The sequence below is a fragment of the Micromonospora andamanensis genome (genome assembly GCF_016863495.1).
Classification (GTDB): domain Bacteria; phylum Actinomycetota; class Actinomycetes; order Mycobacteriales; family Micromonosporaceae; genus Micromonospora; species Micromonospora andamanensis.
Genome location: NZ_BOOZ01000043.1, coordinates 1 through 21521 on the forward strand (window position 1 = coordinate 1; position 21521 = coordinate 21521).

At 67.5% G+C, this 21521-nt stretch carries 20 protein-coding genes and 1 pseudogene; 1 reads left to right on the top strand and 20 read right to left on the bottom strand.

Annotated features, from left to right (window positions below; all coding sequences use genetic code 11):
* The 7 genes and pseudogenes from Van01_RS26325 to Van01_RS26355 form a co-directional block, all read right to left on the bottom strand.
* Nucleotides 1-252 (bottom strand): annotated as a pseudogene (locus tag Van01_RS26325) (hypothetical protein); the annotation flags it as partial.
* A complete protein-coding gene (locus Van01_RS26330) occupies nucleotides 249-755 on the bottom strand; it encodes a SigE family RNA polymerase sigma factor (protein WP_204013017.1) in 507 nt (168 codons plus the stop codon). The pseudogene Van01_RS26325 and the gene Van01_RS26330, both read right to left, overlap by 4 nt.
* Nucleotides 756-808: 53 nt before the next feature.
* Nucleotides 809-1015, bottom strand: a complete 207-nt coding sequence (locus Van01_RS26335; RefSeq protein ID WP_373306294.1) for a DedA family protein — start codon at nucleotides 1013-1015, stop codon at nucleotides 809-811.
* A gap of 69 nt (nucleotides 1016-1084) precedes the next feature.
* Nucleotides 1085-1630, bottom strand: a complete 546-nt coding sequence (locus Van01_RS26340) for a hypothetical protein (RefSeq protein ID WP_204013020.1) — start codon at nucleotides 1628-1630, stop codon at nucleotides 1085-1087.
* Between the two features lie 62 nt (nucleotides 1631-1692).
* Nucleotides 1693-2844 carry a DNA alkylation repair protein gene (locus Van01_RS26345; RefSeq protein ID WP_204013022.1) on the bottom strand — a complete coding sequence of 384 codons (1152 nt, stop codon included), beginning with the start codon at nucleotides 2842-2844 and terminating at the stop codon, nucleotides 1693-1695.
* Nucleotides 2845-2978: 134 nt separating this feature from the next.
* Nucleotides 2979-3329: a DUF1330 domain-containing protein gene (locus tag Van01_RS26350; protein WP_204013023.1), complete on the bottom strand. Its 351-nt coding sequence runs from the start codon at nucleotides 3327-3329 to the stop codon at nucleotides 2979-2981.
* A 187-nt stretch (nucleotides 3330-3516) separates the two neighbouring features.
* Entirely contained in the window at nucleotides 3517-3840 is a 324-nt protein-coding gene (locus tag Van01_RS26355) for a cupin domain-containing protein (protein ID WP_204013025.1), read from the bottom strand.
* Between the two features lie 71 nt (nucleotides 3841-3911).
* Here Van01_RS26355 and Van01_RS26360 point away from each other — a divergent pair, with 71 nt between their 5' ends.
* The gene (locus Van01_RS26360) at nucleotides 3912-4871 is read left to right on the top strand and encodes a helix-turn-helix domain-containing protein (protein WP_204013027.1); all 960 of its coding nucleotides are present in this window, start codon (nucleotides 3912-3914) and stop codon (nucleotides 4869-4871) included.
* 122 nt (nucleotides 4872-4993) lie between these two features.
* On the opposite strand, the gene Van01_RS26365 is transcribed toward Van01_RS26360, so the two are convergent.
* The 13 genes from Van01_RS26365 to Van01_RS26425 all read right to left on the bottom strand — a co-directional run bounded on the left by Van01_RS26365 (nucleotide 4994) and on the right by Van01_RS26425 (nucleotide 21513).
* Complete coding sequence (locus tag Van01_RS26365) at nucleotides 4994-6412, bottom strand: serine hydrolase domain-containing protein (protein ID WP_204013029.1); 1419 nt, start codon at nucleotides 6410-6412, stop codon at nucleotides 4994-4996.
* Nucleotides 6413-6468: 56 nt separating this feature from the next.
* Complete coding sequence (locus Van01_RS26370) at nucleotides 6469-7629, bottom strand: glycosyltransferase family 4 protein (protein ID WP_204013032.1); 1161 nt, start codon at nucleotides 7627-7629, stop codon at nucleotides 6469-6471.
* 2 nt (nucleotides 7630-7631) lie between these two features.
* Nucleotides 7632-9005, bottom strand: coding sequence for a TfuA-like protein (locus Van01_RS26375; RefSeq protein ID WP_204013035.1), 1374 nt, complete (start codon nucleotides 9003-9005; stop codon nucleotides 7632-7634).
* Nucleotides 9006-9013: 8 nt separating this feature from the next.
* The gene (locus Van01_RS26380; protein WP_204013037.1) at nucleotides 9014-10162 is read right to left on the bottom strand and encodes a YcaO-like family protein; all 1149 of its coding nucleotides are present in this window, start codon (nucleotides 10160-10162) and stop codon (nucleotides 9014-9016) included.
* 43 nt (nucleotides 10163-10205) lie between these two features.
* Entirely contained in the window at nucleotides 10206-12032 is a 1827-nt protein-coding gene (gene asnB, locus Van01_RS26385) for an asparagine synthase (glutamine-hydrolyzing) (RefSeq protein WP_204013039.1), read from the bottom strand.
* A 179-nt stretch (nucleotides 12033-12211) separates the two neighbouring features.
* The gene (locus Van01_RS26390; RefSeq protein WP_204013041.1) at nucleotides 12212-13663 is read right to left on the bottom strand and encodes a SagB family peptide dehydrogenase; all 1452 of its coding nucleotides are present in this window, start codon (nucleotides 13661-13663) and stop codon (nucleotides 12212-12214) included.
* Nucleotides 13660-15636, bottom strand: a complete 1977-nt coding sequence (locus Van01_RS26395; protein ID WP_204013043.1) for a hypothetical protein — start codon at nucleotides 15634-15636, stop codon at nucleotides 13660-13662. The genes Van01_RS26390 and Van01_RS26395 overlap by 4 nt, the downstream gene beginning before the upstream one ends.
* Nucleotides 15633-16025, bottom strand: a complete 393-nt coding sequence (locus Van01_RS26400) for a TOMM precursor leader peptide-binding protein (protein ID WP_204013045.1) — start codon at nucleotides 16023-16025, stop codon at nucleotides 15633-15635. Before Van01_RS26400 ends, Van01_RS26395 begins: the two co-directional genes overlap by 4 nt.
* 303 nt (nucleotides 16026-16328) lie before the next feature.
* Nucleotides 16329-17627: a YcaO-like family protein gene (locus Van01_RS26405; protein WP_204013048.1), complete on the bottom strand. Its 1299-nt coding sequence runs from the start codon at nucleotides 17625-17627 to the stop codon at nucleotides 16329-16331.
* Nucleotides 17628-17884: 257 nt separating this feature from the next.
* The gene (locus Van01_RS26410) at nucleotides 17885-18961 is read right to left on the bottom strand and encodes a serine hydrolase domain-containing protein (protein WP_204013051.1); all 1077 of its coding nucleotides are present in this window, start codon (nucleotides 18959-18961) and stop codon (nucleotides 17885-17887) included.
* 93 nt (nucleotides 18962-19054) lie between these two features.
* A complete protein-coding gene (locus tag Van01_RS26415) occupies nucleotides 19055-19621 on the bottom strand; it encodes an acyl carrier protein (RefSeq protein ID WP_204013054.1) in 567 nt (188 codons plus the stop codon).
* The gene (locus Van01_RS26420) at nucleotides 19609-21243 is read right to left on the bottom strand and encodes a class I adenylate-forming enzyme family protein (protein WP_308442427.1); all 1635 of its coding nucleotides are present in this window, start codon (nucleotides 21241-21243) and stop codon (nucleotides 19609-19611) included. Before Van01_RS26420 ends, Van01_RS26415 begins: the two co-directional genes overlap by 13 nt.
* Nucleotides 21244-21270: 27 nt before the next feature.
* A complete protein-coding gene (locus tag Van01_RS26425) occupies nucleotides 21271-21513 on the bottom strand; it encodes a hypothetical protein (protein WP_204013059.1) in 243 nt (80 codons plus the stop codon).
* Nucleotides 21514-21521 lie beyond the last annotated feature (8 nt).

Here is a 21521-nt window from a genome sequence, read left to right on the forward strand (position 1 = left end):
CGTCGGGCTCGGCGTTGGGACGATGTTCGCAGGCTGGGACGGTCGATCGTTATCGTTTCCACGATCGGCAAACGCGAACGGAACGCCGATCAGAACGGCGGCCAGCACTCCCGCCGCACTCGCCGCCACGGTGCTCCGGCGGCGATTACGTGCCCGCCGCTCCGCCTTGCTTAATGGGTCCTGCACAGTCGGTGCCTCCTCGGCTATTTCAGAGAGGGTGGAGCGGAGTAGGTGGTCGAACGGGTCGCTCATCGCCGCAGCTCCAGGGGTTCCATGTTCGGCAGAAGTTGACGCAGGCGGGTGATCGCCCGGTGGGTGCGGCTGCGAACTGTCCCAACCGAGCAGCCCAATAGGTAGGCGACCCGGGCTTCTGGCAGATCCTCGTAGTAGCGAAGGACCACTACGGTTCGCTGCCTTGGCGGTAACTGCCACAGCGCGGCCCGTAACGCCAGCCGTAGATCCGCGTCCGCGCTCGAATCTCTAACCCCAGAATCGCTGGTCCCGATCGGCACCTCCCGCCGACGACGTAACCGCCGCCACCAGCTGACCTGCTCTCGGTACATAACCGCCCGCAGGTACCCCTCCGGATCGGAGTGGCGAATACTTCCCCACCTCGGGATCGTCTTCGCCAACGCTGACTGGAGTAGGTCCTCGGCATCGCCGAGATCGCCGGTCAGCAGGTAGGCAACCCGCATCAATGCCGGCGCACGGCTCGCCACGAACTCAGCCAGCCGCGCCCGTTCGTCTTCGTCCACCCAACCCCCAGGTCTCCTCGTTCACCCTTTACAGACGCTCGACGACCGGCTCGCTATCCCAACAATCGACGGCCGGTAGGAGAAAGCGTTCCTGACCCAATGTTGGGCAGCGTGGTCCAGAAGATTGCCGACCAGAGGCTCATCTCGCCCCGGCTGGCAGCGAAGGCGGCGAGCGGCAGGATGATCTCGCCGGGATGCGGTGGGAAGGGGTTCTCCAGGGCCACCGCCAGGCCCTTCTTCCGGGCACTGAGCATGTCCATCAGATCGGTCGCCTCGCCTACTCGGCGATCCCCCTCAGCGAGACGGGTACGACGGCCTACGGAAACCTATCAACGAGCCCTCTCCAACCTGATGGTGCAGGTCAGTAACGTGGAGGAGGCCGGTAGCCGGGCGAGGTGAGGCTCCTGGTAGGACAAGTATCGACCAAGAAAGAGCCCCTCCCGGGCGCCTCGTCGCTGTCCTACCCTGCCTCGATCCCGTCGTCCACTCGATCCTTGAACCACGTCGCCGACCTGATCCGTCTGCTCACCCGGCCCGGTCGGCGGGCGCCGGCCGGCGGGCACCGCCTGCCGCCACAGCGCCGGCACCAGCGTCGCCGCCACTTCGGCCGATTGCAGCGGCTTCTGCGAGACCCGCCGCAGCAGCAGCTCGGCCAGCCGGCGCAGCGCGTGCAGCAGCGCCGTCATGGCCGGAGTCGGGTCCGATGAAGCCTCGGCCAGCAGCTCGACGAGCAGGCGGGCCACGCCGTAGCGGGCGGCGATGTTCGCCCGCACCGCCGTATCGTCGCCATCGCCGTCAGGCAGCGGATGCCCCGGCGAAGCGGCCACCTGCTCTCGCGGATCGACCCGCTCGGCCGCCGCCCATGCCACGGACACGTCGACCCGCCCGGCCTGAGCCGACCAGCAGGTGGAACAGTTGAGCCACGTCCGCAGCCTGGTCAATCGTCGCGGTGTCCGGCACCGCCCGTGCTGCAGAGCAGCTCGAAACTGCCGGTGGCCTTGACCAAACCGTTGACCTGGATGTCAACGAGATGCTCGCCCGGGTAGTAACGGCGGGTGGCGATCTCCCGCATAGGGTGGGCCTTCTCGATGGACCGCCGCTCCCCCGCAGCCAGGTCGACTCTGGCCAGCTTGAAGACCTTGGGGATGCTGCGCCCGCCGCTGCGGACGTGGTGCACCACGTAGTCGAGCGTGACGCTGTGCGGCCGGTCGTCGGTGTTCTCGACGTCGAGCCGGAGCATGACCTTGTCGCCAATCCGCACCGACGCGGGCGAGCACCGCAGGGCGACGACCTCGACGTGCTCGCCGCCCGTCGCACCGAGAAGAGTCAGTGCCTCCTGGTTGCCCTTCTTGACCAGCGTGCGCAATCCGTGCCGGACGATCCAGTTGGTCTGCGGGGTGGGGCTCTCCCGGAGCCAGCGCCGCACGGTGTCCAGGGCGATCGCCGGGGAGTCCCTGGTGATGTCGTTCACGTTGTTGGCGACGGACTTGCGAACGTATTCCGAGGGATCGCTGCGCAGCGGTTCCAGGATCTTCAGCACCGGCTGTGGGTCCTCGACGAAGCGGGTGAGTGTCCGCGCCCAGGGCAGGCGGGGACGAGTGCCCTCGCTGGCCAACCGACGCACGTTGGGGCTTGAGTCGACGCTCCAGGCCGAGATCCGTTTCATCGTTGTGTCGTAGTGCTGATCGATGAAGGGGCGGATCGCGTACTCGCCCGTGTGACGCTTCGTAATCTCCGTCAAGGCATCCAACGATGCGTCCGGATCGTCCAGGCCGTACTCCTCGACGAACCGGGCTACCGGCATGAGGTACCAACTTGTGTTGAACATGCCTTCGCCCTCACCAAGCTCATCACCGAGGATCGACACCAGCACCTCGACCGCGTCGACGTACCGGGCGGGCAGCCGGCTGCGCAGCCCCTCGGCCAGGACCAAGACCCGATCCTTGAGTTCCTTACCTGGGATTCGCCGGTCAACCTCGTCGGCGTAGCCGTCGACATTGAACGTCGGCAGAACGGTTCGGATCTGCCCGCCGAGGAGCCGGGCCGCCTCGCCGGTGAAGTGACGCTTCAATCCATACTCGCCGGACATCACACTCGAAGCCTAGGTGCTCGGTCTGTTGGCTACTGCTGTGCCGCGTTCAAATCCCCCGCCGACATCAGTCGGTGGCCTGCGGCCGACTTCTACCGAAGTCCACGGGTGAGGATGCTGATGCCGATCTGGTGTCAGCTTGCGCCGTTGATCTGGGCACGCATGGCGGCAGCCGTCGAGGACGCGTCGTAGGCTGGCCCCACACCCGCGACGATCACCGCATCAGCCTCGATGTTGCCGGTGCGCAACGGCAGGATCGCCTGGTACGCGGCCGAGTCGTACCACGAGTGAGCACTGTCGGTGTCGGGAAACTCGATGACAACAACCGCACCTGGCCACGTTCCTTCGAGGACGTCGAGCGCCCCGCCGTGCACCAGGAATCGGCCGTTGAAGGGGTCCAGCGTCGCCTGAATCCGCTCGAGGTACTCGAACACCTCGTCGTTCGCAGTCGGCGTCCTGAGGTGGGCGATGGCATAACCAGCCATTTCTGGTCCAATCGTACGTTGTGGTAATCGCCGTCGTCAGGCTGGCGGCGGCGAGCGACGCTAACCTGACCCGCCTTCAGCCTGACGACAGGCGTGCTTCACCGTCGCTTCCGCTCGACACGGGTCGCAATCGCGAGCCGCTCCGACCGGGACCTCACCGTTCTGGTGATCGCGCTGCGACACGTTCCTACAGGGTAGGGATACTGATGCCGATCATGCGCGCACCGGTCTCGGTGCGCGGACGGTGCCGGCTACCTGGCGCGAACACAACGTAGCTGCCCGGACCCAAGCGACGACCGCAGTCGATGAACTCGCCCGACACCACGTAGTAGCGCTCCTCGCCCTCGTGGACATCCACCTCCGGCCACTCGGCTCCCGGAGCGAAGTCGTACAACCAGCCCCGTGCCCACTCGGTCGCGGGAAGGCGTCGTCGGACGATGCCGGGCACGACCTCGACAGGGTCAACCTCGTCGACCTGCAGAATCTGTACATCACCGTTCTCGTTTGCCATGCGGGTAATGCTCGTGGTGCCCTCTCTCACCGCCAATTGTCAGGATTGACATCATCGGGTACTTTCCTGCCATGGTGGTTCACCGGGTCGTCGCTCTCGTCCTACCGCCGCAGGCCACGTTCGAGCTTGCCTGCGCCGCCGAGGTGTTCGGCGTACAGCGGCCAGGACTGCCCATGCACTACCAGTTCGAGGTGTGTGCCGAGCAACCAGGCAATGTGCCGACCATCGCCGGGTACGAGATGGCGGTCACCCGGGGGCTGCAGGCACTCGACACGGCCGACACGGTGGTGCTCCCCGGCTGGCAAGGCCGCCAGCAACCAGCCCCACCGACCGTCGTTGACGCGCTGCGGCGGGCACACGGGCGCGGCGCGCGCCTTGTCGCGATCTGTTCCGGTGCTTTCCTGCTCGCGGAGACCGGGCTGCTCGATCAGCGTAGGGCCACCACGCACTGGCGGATGGCCGCCGAATTCAGCGCCCGCTTCCCGGACGTCGAGGTCGACACCGACATCCTGTACATCGACCTTGGCGATGTCGCGACAAGCGCGGGCACGGCTGCCGGGATCGACCTCTGCCTGCATCTGGTACGCCGGGACCACGGTGCCGCCCATGCCGCCCAGGTCGCCAGACACATGGTTATGCCGCCGCATCGTGAGGGCGGTCAGCTGCAGTACGCCGCCGCGCCCTCGCCCGTACATGCGCCGGCATCGTTGGCACCGGTTCTCGACTGGGCCGCGGAGAGGCTGCACGAGCCGCTCAGTGTCAGCGACCTCGCCGCCAGGGCGAACGTCTCCCCACGCACCCTCGCCCGCCGATTCACCGAACAGCTCGGCGTCGGACCCGGACAATGGTTACTTCACCGGCGCATCACGGCGGCGCGAGCGATGCTTGAGGAAACGGACCTCACTGTCGAGACGATCGCGACCAGAGTCGGACTGTCCTCGGCAGCCAACCTCCGCCGGCGATTCCGAACCCTGGTGAACACCACGCCGGCCGGCTACCGCCGCTCATTCGGCCGCAGCGGAGACGAGTGACACGGTCGCCGCGGCCGGACCGTGTGGCACCTCGTGGCCGCCGAGCTGGACGGCGCAGCGGGCCAACCTGAGCCGAGCATGAGCCGACCAAGTCGGTACAGCTCCCAGGAGCGTCGTCAGCGCTATCGCAACCGCGGATACGGTAGTCCGTTCAGGAGGACATGGGTCGGTGTCCGTGCGGGCCCCACGACGGACAACGCAGATCGGGTGGAGTCCGGGTCGGGCGCCCACGGGATGTGTTTGAGTGCGCCGGTCGCAGCAGGGGATGCGACGTACAGACGGCCGCCAAGGTGCGCGTACTCCACGCTTGTGACGCCGTCGGTGGCGCGCAACCCGTTCGGTTCGGCGGTGATCGTCAGCGCCCGGCCTGCCAGCCGGCCGTAGGTGCCCGCCACGGCGGCCGGGTCCACATCGGCGGAGTCCGACGTACCGGTTATTTCCTCGTCGCGCTGCCAGGACCGCTCGCCCGCGCCGAGCAGATGAAGGAGTTGGTCGAAGCACTCCTGCCTTCGCGGCCGCAACGTCGGATCCTCACCGCGGTTGTCCAGCCACGCTGCTCCGATTCCGAGGTCGGGTATCAGCTGCAGCTTGCTCCAGTTGCCGTCGTAGTGGCCTTCATGGCCGACACTCAGCACGTCGCCGTACCGGGGGCCGGACGCTATGGCGACACCGTAGCCACGCTCGATGTCCAGACCCACATCAACGCACGGCTCGTGCAGGTGCCCGGCGGCGGTGGCGGTGAGCAGGGGCCGGCCACGGTTGCCCCGGTCACCGCGCAGGTGGACGACGCCGAGACGAGCGAGGTCCTCGGCGCAGCTGAACACTCCGGCACTGGGCGCCGTCATGAGGTTGGCGTCAAATCTGCGGCGTACGACCAGGTTACCCGAGGACGTCCTGACGTGCTGCTGGCACAGCGGAAACGTCATGGCGACGAACGGATCCAGCGTGGTGCGGTGCATGCCGGCCGGCTCGAACAACAGCTCGCGCATCGCTTGAACGAACGGTTTCCGCACGATGCGCTGGAGGACGTAACCCGCGACCACGATGCCAAGTTCGCTGTACCCGAAGACCTCACCGGGCTCGGCGAATCGCGGTGCCCCGAGACAGGCGCCGAGTACGTACTGCTCCAGCGGGTCGCGTCGCGTCGCCTCGGACAGCAACGGCACAGGTCCGCGGACGAAGCCCGCGGAGTGGCTCAGCAGATGCCGCATCGTGGTGTCCGCGAAACGGTCGCGCCCCGCGACGTTCGGCAGGTGACGGACGATCGGTTCGTCGAGGTCGGCCTGTCCCCTCGCTGCGAGCACGCCGACGGCGGTCCCGGTCATCACCTTCGACAGGCTGTGCACAACGCCTACCGTCCTGGGCGTCATGGCAATGTCCGGGCTCTCCAGCGAACTCACTCCCCGCGCCGCCCGGGCCGTCACCCCTTTCGAGGTGAAGAGGCTCACCGCGACACCGGGGACGTCGACAGACCGAAGAAACTCGTCGAGGATCGCGTCCACGTCACGCTGGTCCACACAGCGGTGTGGATCGTCTGTCATGCCGGAGCCCCCTGGTCTAGGTCGTGGTGGATGGTGCGGTCGACAGCCACCGCTGCCTACCGCTCCCGCTCGGTGCCCGCTTCGACAGTCATCAGGTACGTCCGCTCCAGCCAGTCAACGTATGCCGTGTTGTCGAAGCGTGCTGCGCGGAGCAGTCCTTGCCGCACGAGCGCCGCCCGCAGGGAGGGATCCGACAGAACGCGTCTGGCGGCGGACTCCAGCGCATCCGGGTCACCGGGGGGCACCATCAGTCCGGTCTCGCCGTCGACCACCGTCTCCTGCATCCCGCCCGACCGGGAGACCACAAGCGGTATGCCGCACGCCATCGCTTCCAGCGGCACCAGGCCGAGCGGCTCCGCGTCGATAGTCGGGTACCAGATCAGATCGGCCGCCCGGTACGCGTCGGCGATGCGCTGCCGATCGAAGCTTGTGAAGCGGACCGCCTGCGCTACTCCCAGGTCCTCGGCGATGGTCACCAGTTCCCGCCGAAACGCGGCTACGTCCTGCGGGTCGTCAACGATGTCCTCGGAGGCGCAGAGCACAAGTGTGCCGCCGAAATCATTGTGCAACCTGGCGAACGCCCGCACTCCGCATTCCACGCCCTTCCACCGCAGCAGGCGCGCCGGATGGAAGATGACCGGCCGTTCAAGCTGCTCAAGGCGCTCGTCGCGCGGCCCGTTCGGCCGGAAGCTGTCCATGTCGATACCGAGCCAGCGGGTGACCGCCGGGCGTCCGGTCGGGAGGGCGTCCCGCAGGTGACCGCTGACGAACACCACGAGCGCCCACGGCCAGTCGAGCACCTCCGGGTACAGGTACTCCCCGACCCGGTCGTGCACGCCGTTCACGACCGGCACCTCGGCAAGGTCCAGACAGGCGCGGGCCAGCTCGGGTCCGAAGTGATGCGCGTTGTGGACATGGACGATGTCGGGCTTGAAGTCGGCGAACTCCCCTGCCAGGCATGACCGGATCTCCGCGAGCAGGCGGGTGTCGGGTGGGGCGTTGCCCGGCAGGTTCTCCCTGGCCCGCAGGATCGACCGAGCGGACAGAGCCAGGTGCCGGTGGACGGGCACCGATCCGAGCGTCGGCACATCCTCACCACCGGCCAGGACGAGCACCTGGTGACCGCGGGACGACAACTGGTGGCAGATGTCCCACACATGACTCTCGGTGCCACCGAAGGTCGGCGGATAGGCATGCGTGATCATGAGGATGCGCACGGTTATTCCCCTCCGTTACCAACTGTGAAATCGACAAGCGCCGGACTGACTTTCGTGAGCAGGTAGTAGCTCTTGGCAACGCCGAGGAAGGCGTTCATCGACTCGAAGCCACGGTCCAGCGCGGCGATTTCCACGTCGTCCGGGTCGACCTTCCAGTGCCGGGCGAACCACCCCGCCACCCGCTCGGGGGCGAGGGTGGCGCTGTCCCGGTTGGCGATCCGGAGTCGAGCTTCGATCTGCGAGGTCGCCCGGGCGATCCGGACGGCGCGGGTCCAGGCCGTGGTGTCTCGCAGCACCGTGATAGCGCCCGTCTTGTGGGCGATGCCGGGCTTCACGCGGAACGCCCTGGGGACGAAGATGGCGAGGAGTTCCTCCGTGGATCTCGTCGCACGCTCGGCTTCGGTCGTCCAACGCGCGAGAAACGTGAAGTCGCCCTGGTCCGGCCGATCGGAGTAGTACCCGCGGTGCCGCCCGTGCTCGACGGCGATCTGCGCTGGGCTCAGCTCGGCGCGGTGGACGGCGCATCCGAGCGCGCACTCCTGCGCGATGAACCGATAGACCAGGTCGCGGTGGAACTCCGGATAGTCGTGGGCGAACAACTGACAGATGTTGACGAGCGAGACGGCCCTCAGCATCGGCAGGGTGCCGTCGGGTGACTCACCACGCGACGCCAACTCCAGATTCGCGGTGAACGACGTGCGGTGCAGGGCGGGCCGCGGCGGGTCCACCGGAGGGTCGTCAGCTGCCAACCGCTCCAGCAGCCGTAGGGCGTCCAGTCTCTTGACGTCCACCGTGTTGGTCTGGCAGTACCGCCCGATCTTCTGTGCCTGACCGGCGGGGAGATCCAATGCTTCGGCCAGCTCGACGAGCGTTCGATAATGGCGCCGGGCATAGGGCATCGCGGCCAGCGCGTCGGCCAGGTCGTCGGCGTGGACCTGCTCGATGATCCCGTCGCGGACGGCTGCCGCGATCGTGGCACGGAGGTTCACCAGCGGTTGCGAGAACGCCGGGTAGCCCGCCTCGGCAGGGCCGTGGAGCAGCGCCACCTCGTCGTCGCCGACGAGGCGGCCGGAGCGGTAGTCGGCGTAGACCTCGCCGATGCCTTCCATGCCGTACGGGTACATCTCCGCGGCCCGCAATGCACCCATGCTGCTCGCGCCCATGACGCGGACACCCTCCGCGAGCGCAGCGAAGATCTCCTTGTGGCGCACTGCGGCGGTGTGGTGGAAATAGCCGTCGACGATCCCCACTACGTCGTCCGCGGTGAGCGGCACCCGGAACAGGTCACCGGCGGCGATGGGCGGCAGCACCTGAACGGTGCCGTCAAGATGATCACGAACGTCCGGCAGGCTCGGTCCGATGAACAGGTAACGCATACAGCACCTCAATGAGAGAGAACGTCGTACCTCAGACCAGGACAGACAACGTGCACGACCGGCACTCCCAGGTCGGGGCGCGTGTGATTGACGTACATCGGCTCTCGACTCGTGGCCGCCACCACGCGGTCGGCGGTGATCCGCAGGTCCGTGGCGAGGTTCGGTTCCCGGACCGTACCGATCCGGGTGTAGTCGAGGCCGTCGGTGGGTGTGTCAAACTCTGCGGGTCGCTCCCGGCCAGCCTTGGCGGCCCGGGCATAGTCCAAGGGCTTGATGTCGTCCCGAGCGCCGGCGATGACAGTTGCACGCGATTGCGCCGCCTCGGTCAGAGCTCGGCACAAGGCAACATCGCGGTCGAGATGACAGCCGGTGCCGCCGAACGGCAGCAGCAGATTGTCGCTCCAGATCCGGGCCCGAAACACCGGCAGCCCCACCGGGCTCGGCACGACCGTGACGGACACGGACACGCCGGCTCGGCTCATGGTGTCCAGCAGCGAGACAGCCGGTCCGGTCACCGTGTCGAGGTCGACAACCTGCAAGGGCTGCGGCTCGGTGTGCCGACGCGCGAGGGCGTCCCGCTCAATCACCTCGTACAGTCCGTGCAGCAGGGCCTCGGTGAGATTGTTTCCACTTGCCAGGCCGTTCGTGGTGGTGTCGAAACGCGGCACGATCCATCGATCGCCGACGACGCCGTCCATGTTCAGCAACTCGGTCGGCAGCCAGGTCGACACTCCGGTGCGGATGACTGTCGCGGACGACCACTCCAGCGTGCAGTCCTGGTTGACGGTGCTCTTGTACCCGAGATTGAGCTCATCGACCTGGTAGCCGATCTCGCCAGCGAGCTGGCGCGGTGAGGCGGTACGGTGTCCGGCCGGCATCTGCTCGGCATGCCAGAGCTCGATCGACTCCATGGCCGCAGACACCTTCGCCAGGTCGGGAGTCAGTCCCTTGCCCTGGGAGACACACAGGGATCGCGAGTCCGGCCGGATCGCCTGGTAGACCGGGATCCCGATCTCGTCCAGCCAGGTGACGTCAGCGAGCCGGGTGATGCCGACCTCGGCGAACATGGGCTCGATCCAGCGCAGCGTCTCGTCCGGCTGGCGGACGCGATGCGTACCGTCGACGCACGCCTTGAGCTCTTCCACAGGTGAGTTCACAGTGACAGTAACCTCCGTTCTGACGGGGTTGAACGAGCGGGAATCAGATCAGCTCGGGCCCATATCGGCTGAGCCAGTCGTTCATGGTCACGATCCGCTCCAACTCGAGCCGCTCGTGCTGCATACTTGCCTGTCCTACCGGGCGGGTGAGGGCTTCGCGTGCCGCTGCCAGGTCGAGCAGCGGGCGTACCGGGGCGTTCCGGTCAGCGACGATGGCGGCGAACCGACGCCGGATCGCGCGCTCGTACCCGGGATCCTGCGTCGCCGGATACGGGACCTTCACCCGCTGCGCCACCACGTCTGGCAGCAGATCGGCCACTGCGGAGCGCAGCAGGCTCTTCTCCCGCCCATCATGGGTCTTCAGCGCCCACGGCGCATTGAACACGTAGTCGACGAGTCGGTGGTCGCAGAACGGCACCCGCACCTCCACGCCGACCGCCATGCTGATCCTGTCCTTGCGATCGAGCATCTCCGGCAGCATGCGGGTCAGGAACATGGACGACACCTCGCGCATCCGACGCTCCGCCGGGCTGTCGGACGACAGCCGGGGCACCTCCGCGAGGGCCTCCTCGTACTGCTGTCTGATGGTGGGGAGCACGACCCCCCACATGAAGGTCGGGTCGAGCACAGAACCTCCGCGCTGCGGCGTCCAGTCGATGAGCCGCGCGAACCACGGGAAGGTGTCGGCCCCAATCGCCTCAGGGGTGTGGAACCACAGGTATCCGCCGAAGAGTTCGTCGGCGGCCTCACCGGACAACGCGACTGTGGCCCCCTGACGAACCCGGTCGAGCAGCAGGTAGAGCGAGTTGTCGAGGTCGCCCCAGGCAGGCAGGTCGCGGGCCCGCAGGACGGCGTCGAAGACCTCCTGGGCAGCCAGTTGTTCGGCGCTCAACTCGACAGTGCTGTGCTGCGCGCCGAGGTGTCCGGCCATCAGTGCGGCGATCGGCGCGTCAGCACTCGTCCGGACCGGATCGGGCACGAACCCGGCCGGCGCGGTGAAGTCCAGCGCGTACGAGCGGACCGGCGTGTCAAGTGTTCTGGCCGCCAAGGCGGTGATGGCGCTGGAGTCGAGCCCTCCGGACAGCAACGTACACAATGGGACATCGGCGACCACCTGGCGGTCGACGATGTCTTCGAGCAGGCTGCGGACCGTGCTGACCGTCGTGCCGAGGTCATCGGAATGGTCGTGTGCGTCCAACCCCCAGTACCGGCGCTCGGTGCAGCCTGAACGGGACACCTTCACGAGGTGGCCCGGCCGTACCTCGCGCAGTCCACGCAGCGGCGCGTATCCGGGGCTGCGCAGGTTCGTCAGAAGCCCGGCGAGGCCCTCCGGGGTGACTCGCGCGGAGAACTCCCGGTGGGCCAGGATCGCCTTCGGTTCCGATCCGAACAGGACGCCTCCGGGAAGCGGGGCGTAGTACAACGGCTTGACGCCCAGTCGATCGCGTACCAGGAGCAGCTCTTCGGTGCGGGCGTCCCAGATGGCGATCGCGTACATGCCGTTGAGCCGGCTGACGAAGTCGACGTCCCACTGCAGGTAGGCGTGCAGCATCACCTCGGTGTCGCTGCGGGTGTCGAACGTGTGCCCGGCGAGCTCCAGCTCGTGACGCAGCTCCCGGTAGTTGTAGATCTCGCCGTTGTAGGTTGCCACCGCGACGGTGCGGCCGTTGGACATCGCCGACATCGGCTGCGCCCCACCGTCGGGGTCGATGACGGCGAGCCGGCGATGCCCGAGTGCCACGTGCGTGTCGGCCCACAGGCCCTCACCGTCCGGGCCGCGGGCGGCAAGGGTGCGGGTCATCGCAAGCAACGTGTCGCGCTCGGCCGTCAGGTCGCTTCGGTAACTCACCCATCCGGCGATCCCGCACATCTACCGCGGTCCTCTCGTCGAGCGGTACCACGCGAAGAGCTGATCGAGCTCCCGGACGGCCTTCGCCTCGAACAGGTCGATCGCCATCGGCGTCACACCGAGAACGTTCGACAGGCCGATCGCCTCTCCTGATGCACGTCTCACGCGGGGCGGGCGATGGTCGGTCAGGTGCCGTCGCATCAGATTCTCACCGGTCCGATCATGAACTCGCCGACGGGCGATTCGACGTACGGCTTGATGCCGGTGGCGGTCGCGAAGGCGATCGCATCTCCGGTGCCGAGTGCACATCCGGCGAGACCCATGGCGGTCGTCGCCAGGTACAGGGCGTTGTAGGCGACGCCGACGTTCTTCAGCGTCGCCGCGTAGGCCATGCCTTCGTACTTCCAACTCAATCGAGCGAACCGGGACGCGAGGACGAGAACCACAGGCGGTTCCGCGGTGGCGGCGGCGCTGTGCTGCGCCGACCCGAGAATCATGGACAGCGTCTGCGGGTCGGTCGTCACTTCCGTCAAGGTGTGCTGCAACGGGTCGAAATGGAAGAGGCCTCGTCCAACCTGGGTGACCCGCCCGGCGGCGACGTACACCTCGAGATCGTGTGCAGCCCCCGCGCTGGGCAGCGGTCGCATCGACACTTCGTAGCTGTGTGGATCGGCAGGATCGCGGGCTACCAGGTGACGGACTCGGAAGACCCGGTAGAGCAACTCGCCCAGGTCCTCGACATTCAGCGGCTGGTCGGCCCACTCCCGACTGGAGGTGCGCCGCTCCATCGCCACCGACACGGGCATGTCGGTACGAGCCAGCCGGTGCGGGTCCGGACGCGGTAGCGGGATCCGCTCGCCTGGCCATGGCGGACGCAACGCGGGAAGCGGCGGGACCACGCTCGCGTGTCGGAAGGTCGCACCCACCGGCAGCGGGCTGAGCCCACGTCGACTGTGATTGTGGAGGAGAACGTCGTGCGGATCTCGTGTCGCCAGCGCCGGCTCGCGGTCCTCGGGCAACAACCCGTCCTCATCGACCGGGGCGATGATGCCGCCTGCCGCCATCAACCGGAGGCAGGCCCGAAGGACCGACGCGGCTTTCGGCCAGACGGAGCCGACCACGTCCGTCTCCTCGGCCGGCTCGTGCAGCGCCGTGATGACCGCGCCGAGTTCGGCTGAGTGGATCCGGAGGCAGGCCGAGGCCACCAGGCTCTCCGCCCACAGTTCACGGTCCATGCGGCGAATGATGGCGAACCGGGAGAGGCGATAGCGCGTCGCCGAGTCATGCAGCTCGAGGCCGAAGCCGCCCAGGCTGCTGTTCGAGACAAGTTCGCACACGATCTGGCCGGCATCGTGGACCGCGACGGCGAGTGCGCCGCGGGCATACAGTCGGCCGACCTCCAGAACGAGCCGATCGATGTCGGCCTCGGAATACGGGCCGCGAGCCGCGCGTACCAGGTCCCCGATTGAGATCCAACCTGTGGCGCTGCCCGTGTCCAGCGCAAGGAGCGCTGCACGCACGCCGACGTCGAGGCGTTTCATCGTCACTGTCGAGCGCTTCAATGCGAAGGTCACCGTGTCGTCCGACCGCGCCGAGGCGCCCAGCGGGTACTGCGGCCGGATGACGAGGTGGTCCTGCCAACTGTCGGTCACCAGAGCACCGCCGAGCCTGCTGCATCGCCGAGCGAGCCGGGGGCTGCTATCCCCACGGCGGCGAAGCTTCGGTACGCGCTTCGCCACCCCCTGCCGTCTGGTACCAGCGCGGTGGACGGCAGGTCCGCGAAGACCATCGCGTCGAACCCGCGCTCGCGGGCCGTACGGTGCAGTTCCTGCGCGGCTCGGGCCTGAGCCATCACGCAGGTGTCAATGCCGGCCCGTCCCTGTTCGGCGAGCGTGCGACCGATGTCGGTGGTGAAGACGACAAGCGCGTCGAGATCCAGGCCGCGCTCACGTAATGCGTCATCGACCTCGGTACCGGCCAGACGAGCGGCATCCAATCGGCCGTCAGACCACCGGTAGCACTCGGCATCAATGCCGCCGGTGCCCCGCCAGCGGACGAGCACCTCGCCCCCGTCGCCGGTACCGGTCGCGAGCATGGCGGCCAGGTCTGCCAGGTCTACCGCGCGACGGGTACGCCGTGCACGTCGGGATGGGCGCGGCACCGGCAGGTCCGGCCGTAACGGCACGTCGACGACGGCGGTGACACGGTCCCGGCCGGGGTCGAGCCCGAACGCGTGCATCACATCGCCCGGCAGCGATCGTTCCAGGCGCGACCGAACGCTGAAACCATGTCCTGCCAGTGCGCTCCGCAGGGTGCCGAGGGCGTATCCGGTGTCCTGGTGCACGGTCAGGAACGCCCTGCTGCCGAAGATCATCTCGGCTCTGTTGAGCGTGGCCGCGACGATGACGGTCAACCGACCGTCCGGCAGCGGGAAGCGCTGCGGCAACGTCGCGGTCGGGATCGGCCGCACCATGCCTCGCCGCCGATCCAGCAGGTACGCGGCGTAGGCACCTGAGTCGTCGCGGTGACACAGGAAGACGTTGAGCAGATCGGCACCAGCCACCGACAGCCATCCGCTCCGAGCCACCGACAGTGGTGCGAACACGTCGGTGACGACGCCAAAGGCTCCGGTTCGCTCCGGGATGCGAAGGGTGAGCGACGGCACTGAGTAGACATTGATGGTGCTGTTCGCACTGGACGCCTGCACAGCCCGCAGCGGCGGAGACCAGTTCTCCTTCACCGGCACGTCGACGGTCTGGAGCGTCTGGTATGCCCCGACCGCGTCCGCCGGCAACCCGTCTGGGATCCCGCACTGGGTGCAGGTCGGATCCCGGAAGATCGCCTTGAAGGTCTGGTCAGTGCCGCCGCCGCGTACCTCGATTGCGCCGCCGCTGGTGCGGCAGTACCCCATGCCGGCCAGCCACCGGACCACCTCACCGGCGGCGACGGCGAGACCCACCTCGAACGACGCGGCATCGCTCACGCCTGCCGATGACTCGATGTCGCCCGCGCGGCACGGACGACAGCAGTGCGAACACCGCCCGCCGGGCACGTTGCACAGCGGCCCCACAAGCATTCCGTTGCTTGTCGGTGTGACGAACAACGTCGGCACCACGCTGCCCACTCCGTCGTCCGGTGGGGTCGGGCCGCCCCGGACGAGCAGCACTCGACCGCTCACGTCGGGAGGAAGATCGTCGAGGGTCGTGACACCGCAGTCCTTCAACAATGCGGCCATGGCGCGGCGAAACCCAGCGTCGCCGTGGAGGCAGACCGTGGCTTCCGCCAGGCGGTGCAGTGCTGTTGCTGCGGCCTGCACGCCGAGTGTGCGTTCGAGGTAGCGGACCATCTGTCGGGAGGCACCGGTGTTCGTGGGGGCCGCGTGCGTCAGCACCCCCGTCCGGACCAGCGGCGCGACCCACGCATCGATCGCTTCGACGGGTTGGCCGAGGATCACCGCCGCCTCGTCGAGCGAATGACCGCTGCGGATCAGGTCGACCACACCCAGGATCTCGGCCTGCCTGGTCGGCCGCTTCAGTCGCAGGGTCGCGGGGCCGCCTACGACGTCGATGCCGGCCGCGTGCGGCCGGAGCCCAAGTCCTTCCACGTACCGGGGATTCCGTGTCATCGCGACGCTCCGGCCGACCAGGTGAGCAGCGACGGACCAGGCGGGGCCGGGGTGGCGCAGTGCGGGCATCCGTTGACCGGAACAACGGGCAGGGTACGGACGGTGAGCAGTGCGGTGTCGACCATGGTGACCTCGTTCCGAGGTACCACTGGATCGGTCGCCAGGCGCTCCAGGCCGCTGATCACAAGCGCCACCACAATGGCGAGGACATAGGGCGGGAAGCCGTCGACGCTGACGGCGGGTAACGCCCCGACCGGAGGCTCATGTGATGGCGTCGCGGTGCCGTGCTGGCGGGCCCGCATACGGAAGCAGTGGCCACACGCCGACGTACCGGGGATGTCCCATGGCCCGATCCGGATGTCCGGGTGCTTCTGCGCAACCTCGAGCAACGGCCTCCCGCTGCGGTGCCAGCGTGCCCGGAAACCCGAGGGAGCCGGGTCGTCATGATCCGCCACGAGGATGCCGACCGATGGGCCAGTGGGCGCCGAATCCGCGCCGTGGTCGACGTCCGGGCCGGCGGCAGCAGCAGGCGCCACGGACACGGCATACCCGCTTCTGCCCAGCGCGGGTACGAGCCTCATGGCCAACGCGTCGGCGAAGGCCCCGCTCACGGCAAGGTACGCCGAGGTGGACGTGTCCACCGCCCTCCGGTGCGTCATCACAGGTGTCACTCGCTCTCGCGGTCGATCGGGTCAGGAGATCGGCAGTGGCCATCGATTGAGGTCACGTTGACGTGGCACGCGTCCGGTGGCCGGGTGCGGATGCCTGAGCCGGTTGTGGCCGCGGTACTGCATCTGCGGTGCAAGCGACGCCGGCTGCAGGGCCGGTACCTGCACCTGCACCACCGTGTACCCGGCCGCGGCCACCTCGGGCGGCGTCACGTCGGTGGCGTACGCCGTCATACCTCGCTGACGAAGCACATTGAGCACCTGCGCCAACTCCGCCTCCGGCGACCCGACCTGGCGACCCGGCGGAATGCTCGTGTCCCGTTCTCCGGCACCGTCGAGCAGGAACGAGAACGCCCGCCGACGTGACGCCCTGGCCATGTTCGCGGCACCGGCCATCGGATCGGCGAAGTCGCGGTACCGGCGCGGGATGCGGATCCGCCCCGACAGTGGGGCGATCAGAACCGTCGCCTCCAGGACCGCCTTCAACGCGGTACCGGGTACGTCGAACCCGGCCGCGGCGCCCATCACCTGGGACACCCGCCGGTCGTTCGGCGACTCGACGACACACAGCACCGACGGAACGGCAACGTCGGTCGTCGCGTCGAACAGGTGCACCGTGATGTGACGGTCGCGGAACCAGGACACGATCTCCGCCACATCGGTGGAGACCGCTGCGGGATCCAGCCTCGGCAGCGGAAGCCGCCGCAGCCAGGCCACCGAGATGCTGTCCCGTTCGATCACCTCGTACAGGCCGCCCAGCAGCGCCTGCGCGGGGGTGCGGTGGATCGCGCAGCCCGTGGACATGGACAACCAGAACCGTTCAGCAGGCATCACCGGTGGGCACATCCGCGCCATCATCAACGGGATCAGCCGATGCTCCTCGTTGGTCAGCTCGACGGCTTCGGTCCAGCGGATCACCGCATCCGGATCCGGCAGGACCACCGGGCAGTCCGGCCGGCGCAACTCAGCTGCCGAGCAGCGAGCGACCTCGTCGAGCGACAGGGCGCGGCTGCCGAGTTCCCGCGCGGTCGCGGTGATGATCGGTGCCGGCCGCGAGTACAGGCCCGCGTAGCGTTCGACCGCCTCACATATCGCGATCCGCCGCGCCAGCTCAGGATCCCGGTACGTGCGGCCTGCGCCGTCGCTGAACTCCGGCACAGAGGCACCCCGTAACCACCCGACGTCCCCGATCGAGCAGATGTAGACGGACACATCGGGAGGCAGCCAGCCTCGCGTGTCCAGTGACCGCGGCTTGGCGGCGATCCCGTAGGCGCCGACCAGGTCTTCGATCGGCCACCGGTCCGCTGGTGCCGGTTGCTGCACGGTCACTCCCTCTGTGGATCCTGAACGGGCTCCGACTCGAACGGCGTTATGTGCAGACGACGCGCCCAATCCCGGGCAGGGCTGTCACATCTGCGGTCCAATCAATGAATCACGCGAGCGGGCTGCCTCCAACTGCATCCCCCCTTTCGCGTCCGGCCGTTCCACCACCGCTGGGCGCGACACCGCCGTGGGAGACTCTTGCACGGTGCGCCTTCGCCAGTGCTTCACGTGAGTTTCAGCCATTGCAGGCACCAACCTCATAACTCGGCCAGGGGAAGTTGCAGGTTTGCGCGGATGGCCCGACCAACCTTCCCGAACAAATCATTGTTCGCGGTGCCCACGCTGGATACTCGAAAGGCGACGACGGTATTCGACAAGGGATCGCACAATCCGGCCACGACGCAACGAGAAGATATCGTTCCTGGATGTCCGAAGCTGCCGGGATCCCAGGCGGTTCCGAGCCCGCCAGCGCCACCCGACAGATAGAATCCCAAGCCGAAAGGACGCCTCTCGTCGCCATGCCAGAACCGGAGGCCGCCGTGGTCTGTGATCATCTGGCGCATCGTCGTGGTACGCAGAATCCCGTCATGGGACAGACATCCCCCGAGGTGCTCATAGAGGCGTCCGAGATCACCGAGTGTCGCCGATCCGCCGTACGCGGGGTTGAGCCGTGTGGCGCGTGCGACCTCATCCGCATTCTGGATGGCGACCCATTCGCCCTCCACCGAACGGCGATGGAATGGCTTGGCCGGCTCACCGGGGTCAAGAAGGTATGTTCTCGTCAAGTCGAGTGGCTTGAGAACCGTCTCCGCTACAACGTCGGTCAGCGGGAGGGAATACACCTGCTGCAACACCCAGCCGAGCAGGTGCCAACCCTGAGCGATATTGTAGACGGAGTGCGCCTCCCAGAAGCCGTCCGGGAACTGGGACTTGAATACAGCGGCGAGGTAGTCGTCGAACGAAAGGTCATACACCTGCGGCCCGAGATAATTGGGCAGTCGACTCGAATGCGTGAGCAGTTCGCGAACTGAAATGGCAGCGACCTTGGGGGCCGCCCCAGCCGGCGCCCACCTGGCCAACGTATCGTCAAGGCTGAGCAGACCGTCCTCCGCCGCACGGACGACACACACCGCAGTCAGCGGCTTCGTCGCGCACAGCATCTCGCAGACATCCTCGGCTCGTGACCGAATACCTGGCACCACGTCGCCGAATCCGACGTCGGCCAGGATGTCGTCGCGATGGCTGACGTACAGATGACCGCCGAGGATTCGTCCCTCGTGGATGGACCGCTCGAGGATGTCCGCGACCCCGTGCAGCGACTCGCTGATCCTCACGACATTCCCCGGGCGGCGTTACGACGGACGCGGGAAAAACGGGTGCGCGGCAACCCACCGGCCGACCAGGTACCTGCCGATGCACGCACGACGTCACCCGGCGACATCATCGCGCTTGTTCAACGCGCCACCGAAGACGGCCGCCGCCAACTCGCGGACGTTGTCCGCCTCGAAGAGTGTCATCGCGTTCAGAGAAACACCGAACCGCACGGTCAGCGCCGCACTCAGCTCCGCCAGGACGAGTGAGTCGGCGCCGACCATGGGCAAGCTGTCCGTCATGCTCAACCTGCGGATCGGCAGCAACTCCACGATCAGCTCACTGAGCACCCGCTCCTCCTCGGTAGCGGGTGGATCGAGGCTGAAGACCCGTCCCGGATTCTCCGCAGCCTGCTCGCCGATCGCGATGCACGCCGCATCGTCAAGCGCGCCCGTTCGTGCGCATCGAGGCACGGTGCCCACCACGACGACAGACACATTCGCGTGGTCCTCGTCGACCTCGTCTAGCACGAGGTCCCGCGCCCAGGGGCCGTAGACGAGGCCCTGCCGCTCCAGAAGCACGTAGAGACGGCCGTCCGGTGAACGGACAGCCGCGACATCGTTGATCTCGGCACGCTCCCGGAGTCGATGCCCAGCCCCACCGAGGTCGACTACCTGCCACATAGCGAGTCCTTTTCTTTGCCGAGGGTTGTCTGACGGACCAGCTCCGACAACGCGACCCGATCGAGCTTGCCGGTATCGCCACGCGGAAGCGCGGCGGTGAACACGTACCGTGACGGCACTTGGGCGGGAGCCATTCGTTGGGTGGCCCAGCGGCGTACCTCGTCGGCTGTGGGAGCAGTGACTGCGGGAACAACTACCGCAACGACCCGCGCGCCCAAGACGCCGTCGGGTTGGGCGCACACCGCGACATCGACAATCTGCGGGTGCTCGATCAGTTCGGCTTCCACATCCCCAGGGCTGACCGTCACCCCGGCTACGTTGATGACGGCCAACTGCCGAGGTGCGAGGTACAGGTAACCAGCCTGGTCGAGGTGGCCGACATCGCCCAGGGTGGCGAAGCCATCAGGTCCGAAGCGGAGGCGAGCAGCCGCACCCAGATACGTCTCGTGATGACGCACACCTGTGCGCATGTGCACCTCGCCGACGGCGCCGGGGCCGAGGGTCCTGCCGTTGTCATCCACAATGCGCAGGAGGGTGAAGAACCCCCGGCCGACAGTGCCGGGTCGTTCCTCCCACTCGTCGCCGCGAGCCATCGTCATGCCGATACCCTCGCTGGCGCCGTACATCTCGAAGACCTTCCGGTCGCCAAGCGCCGCGTGGAACCGTCGCTTGACCCGACCCGGGCACCGATCGGCCAGGTGTACCAGGTGGGGCAGCCGTTTCCAGCCTTCCGGACCGCTTCCGCTCATCAGCAGGGAGGTCATGTGATAGGGGGTCATCTGCACCCAGTCGACGGCCTGTTCCTCGATCAGGGACCCGAATGTCGATGCGTCGAACGGGTGTGCCACCACAATGGTGTTACCGGCCACCAAACCTTCGACGAAGGGTGTCAGCCCGGCTGCGTGGTAGAGCGGACTGCAGACGATCTGCCGCTGGCCAGCGCTCCATCCCGTGTGCAGGAAGGGTCGGGCCACAGCGGGCCGGACCGGGGCAGCCCGAATGAGGTGATCGATGACCAGTTTGGGCCGCCCGGTGGAACCACCCGAGGCCAGCAGGACGGCGTGCGGCGCCAAGGCAACATGCGGCGGCTTCATGCCCCTCGGTCGCTGCAGACCGGGCCATGACGACGTCAAGGCCTGCCCCGCCACGGGGATGTATCCGCTGTCACGAATGCGGGACAGTTGTGCGTCCTGCAACGCGGCGGGTAGACGGGCATTGAGTACCGCAGCCGGCGCGCTCACCCGCATGGCGGCAACGAGTGCCACGATCTCGGCCACGTCGTGGTCCACAAGCGTGGCGACCTGACAATACGGACTGCCCGCTGCGGATGAGATCCGGTCGGCCACCCGCCCAGTTGCCTCATCCAACTCGGCCCAGGACATCGACACGGTGCTGCGACGGTTGACGACCACGAGCGCCTGCCGCTTCCCGTACCGGCGGGCGTGCTGCCGGATCCGCGCGTCGAGCTGGTCGACTGTCACGGCAGCACCGTGGCGACGTACGACGCAGCCACGAGGTTCTTCATCGGCCGCGTATCGACTGATGCCGGCTCTGCCATCGCCACTCCCTTCGACTTGACATCGAGGCGCCCGTGGCGAGCGGTCCCGCCGCCCGCCCGCCACGGGTTCCCCCGCACCTCGGGCAATGCGCTACATCTCGGCCGGAGACGTCACGTAGGCGATCGGGTCGCCGACCTGCTCGGTGGGGCTGTACCCGAACGTGCAGACGCTAGATCCGCAGGTGCTCACCGAGCCAGAAGATCCTCCAGCGACGATCTCGTCCGGGCTGAGGCTGAACTCCTCCTCAAAAATCGAGTCAAGCTGCGGCCCACCGTCCAGGGCGATGAACTCGACAGCCTCATCGGCGACGAGATGGTTGGGCGTTGGCGACATTCGTCCAC

Excerpts from the sequence above, each read along its gene's own strand:
- Van01_RS26335 (WP_373306294.1), bottom strand. The coding sequence starts at position 1,015 with ATGGACATGCTCAGTGCCCGGAAGAAGGGCCTGGCGGTGGCCCTGGAG.
- Van01_RS26345 (WP_204013022.1), bottom strand. The coding sequence starts at position 2,844 with ATGTCCGGCGAGTATGGATTGAAGCGTCACTTCACCGGCGAGGCGGCC.
- Van01_RS26350 (WP_204013023.1), bottom strand. The coding sequence starts at position 3,329 with ATGGCTGGTTATGCCATCGCCCACCTCAGGACGCCGACTGCGAACGAC.
- Van01_RS26355 (WP_204013025.1), bottom strand. The coding sequence starts at position 3,840 with ATGGCAAACGAGAACGGTGATGTACAGATTCTGCAGGTCGACGAGGTT.
- Van01_RS26360 (WP_204013027.1), top strand. The coding sequence starts at position 3,912 with ATGGTGGTTCACCGGGTCGTCGCTCTCGTCCTACCGCCGCAGGCCACG.
- Van01_RS26365 (WP_204013029.1), bottom strand. The coding sequence starts at position 6,412 with ATGACAGACGATCCACACCGCTGTGTGGACCAGCGTGACGTGGACGCG.
- Van01_RS26375 (WP_204013035.1), bottom strand. The coding sequence starts at position 9,005 with ATGCGTTACCTGTTCATCGGACCGAGCCTGCCGGACGTTCGTGATCAT.
- asnB (WP_204013039.1), bottom strand. The coding sequence starts at position 12,032 with ATGTGCGGGATCGCCGGATGGGTGAGTTACCGAAGCGACCTGACGGCC.
- Van01_RS26395 (WP_204013043.1), bottom strand. The coding sequence starts at position 15,636 with ATGACACGGAATCCCCGGTACGTGGAAGGACTTGGGCTCCGGCCGCAC.
- Van01_RS26415 (WP_204013054.1), bottom strand. The coding sequence starts at position 19,621 with ATGTGGCAGGTAGTCGACCTCGGTGGGGCTGGGCATCGACTCCGGGAG.
- Van01_RS26425 (WP_204013059.1), bottom strand. The coding sequence starts at position 21,513 with ATGTCGCCAACGCCCAACCATCTCGTCGCCGATGAGGCTGTCGAGTTC.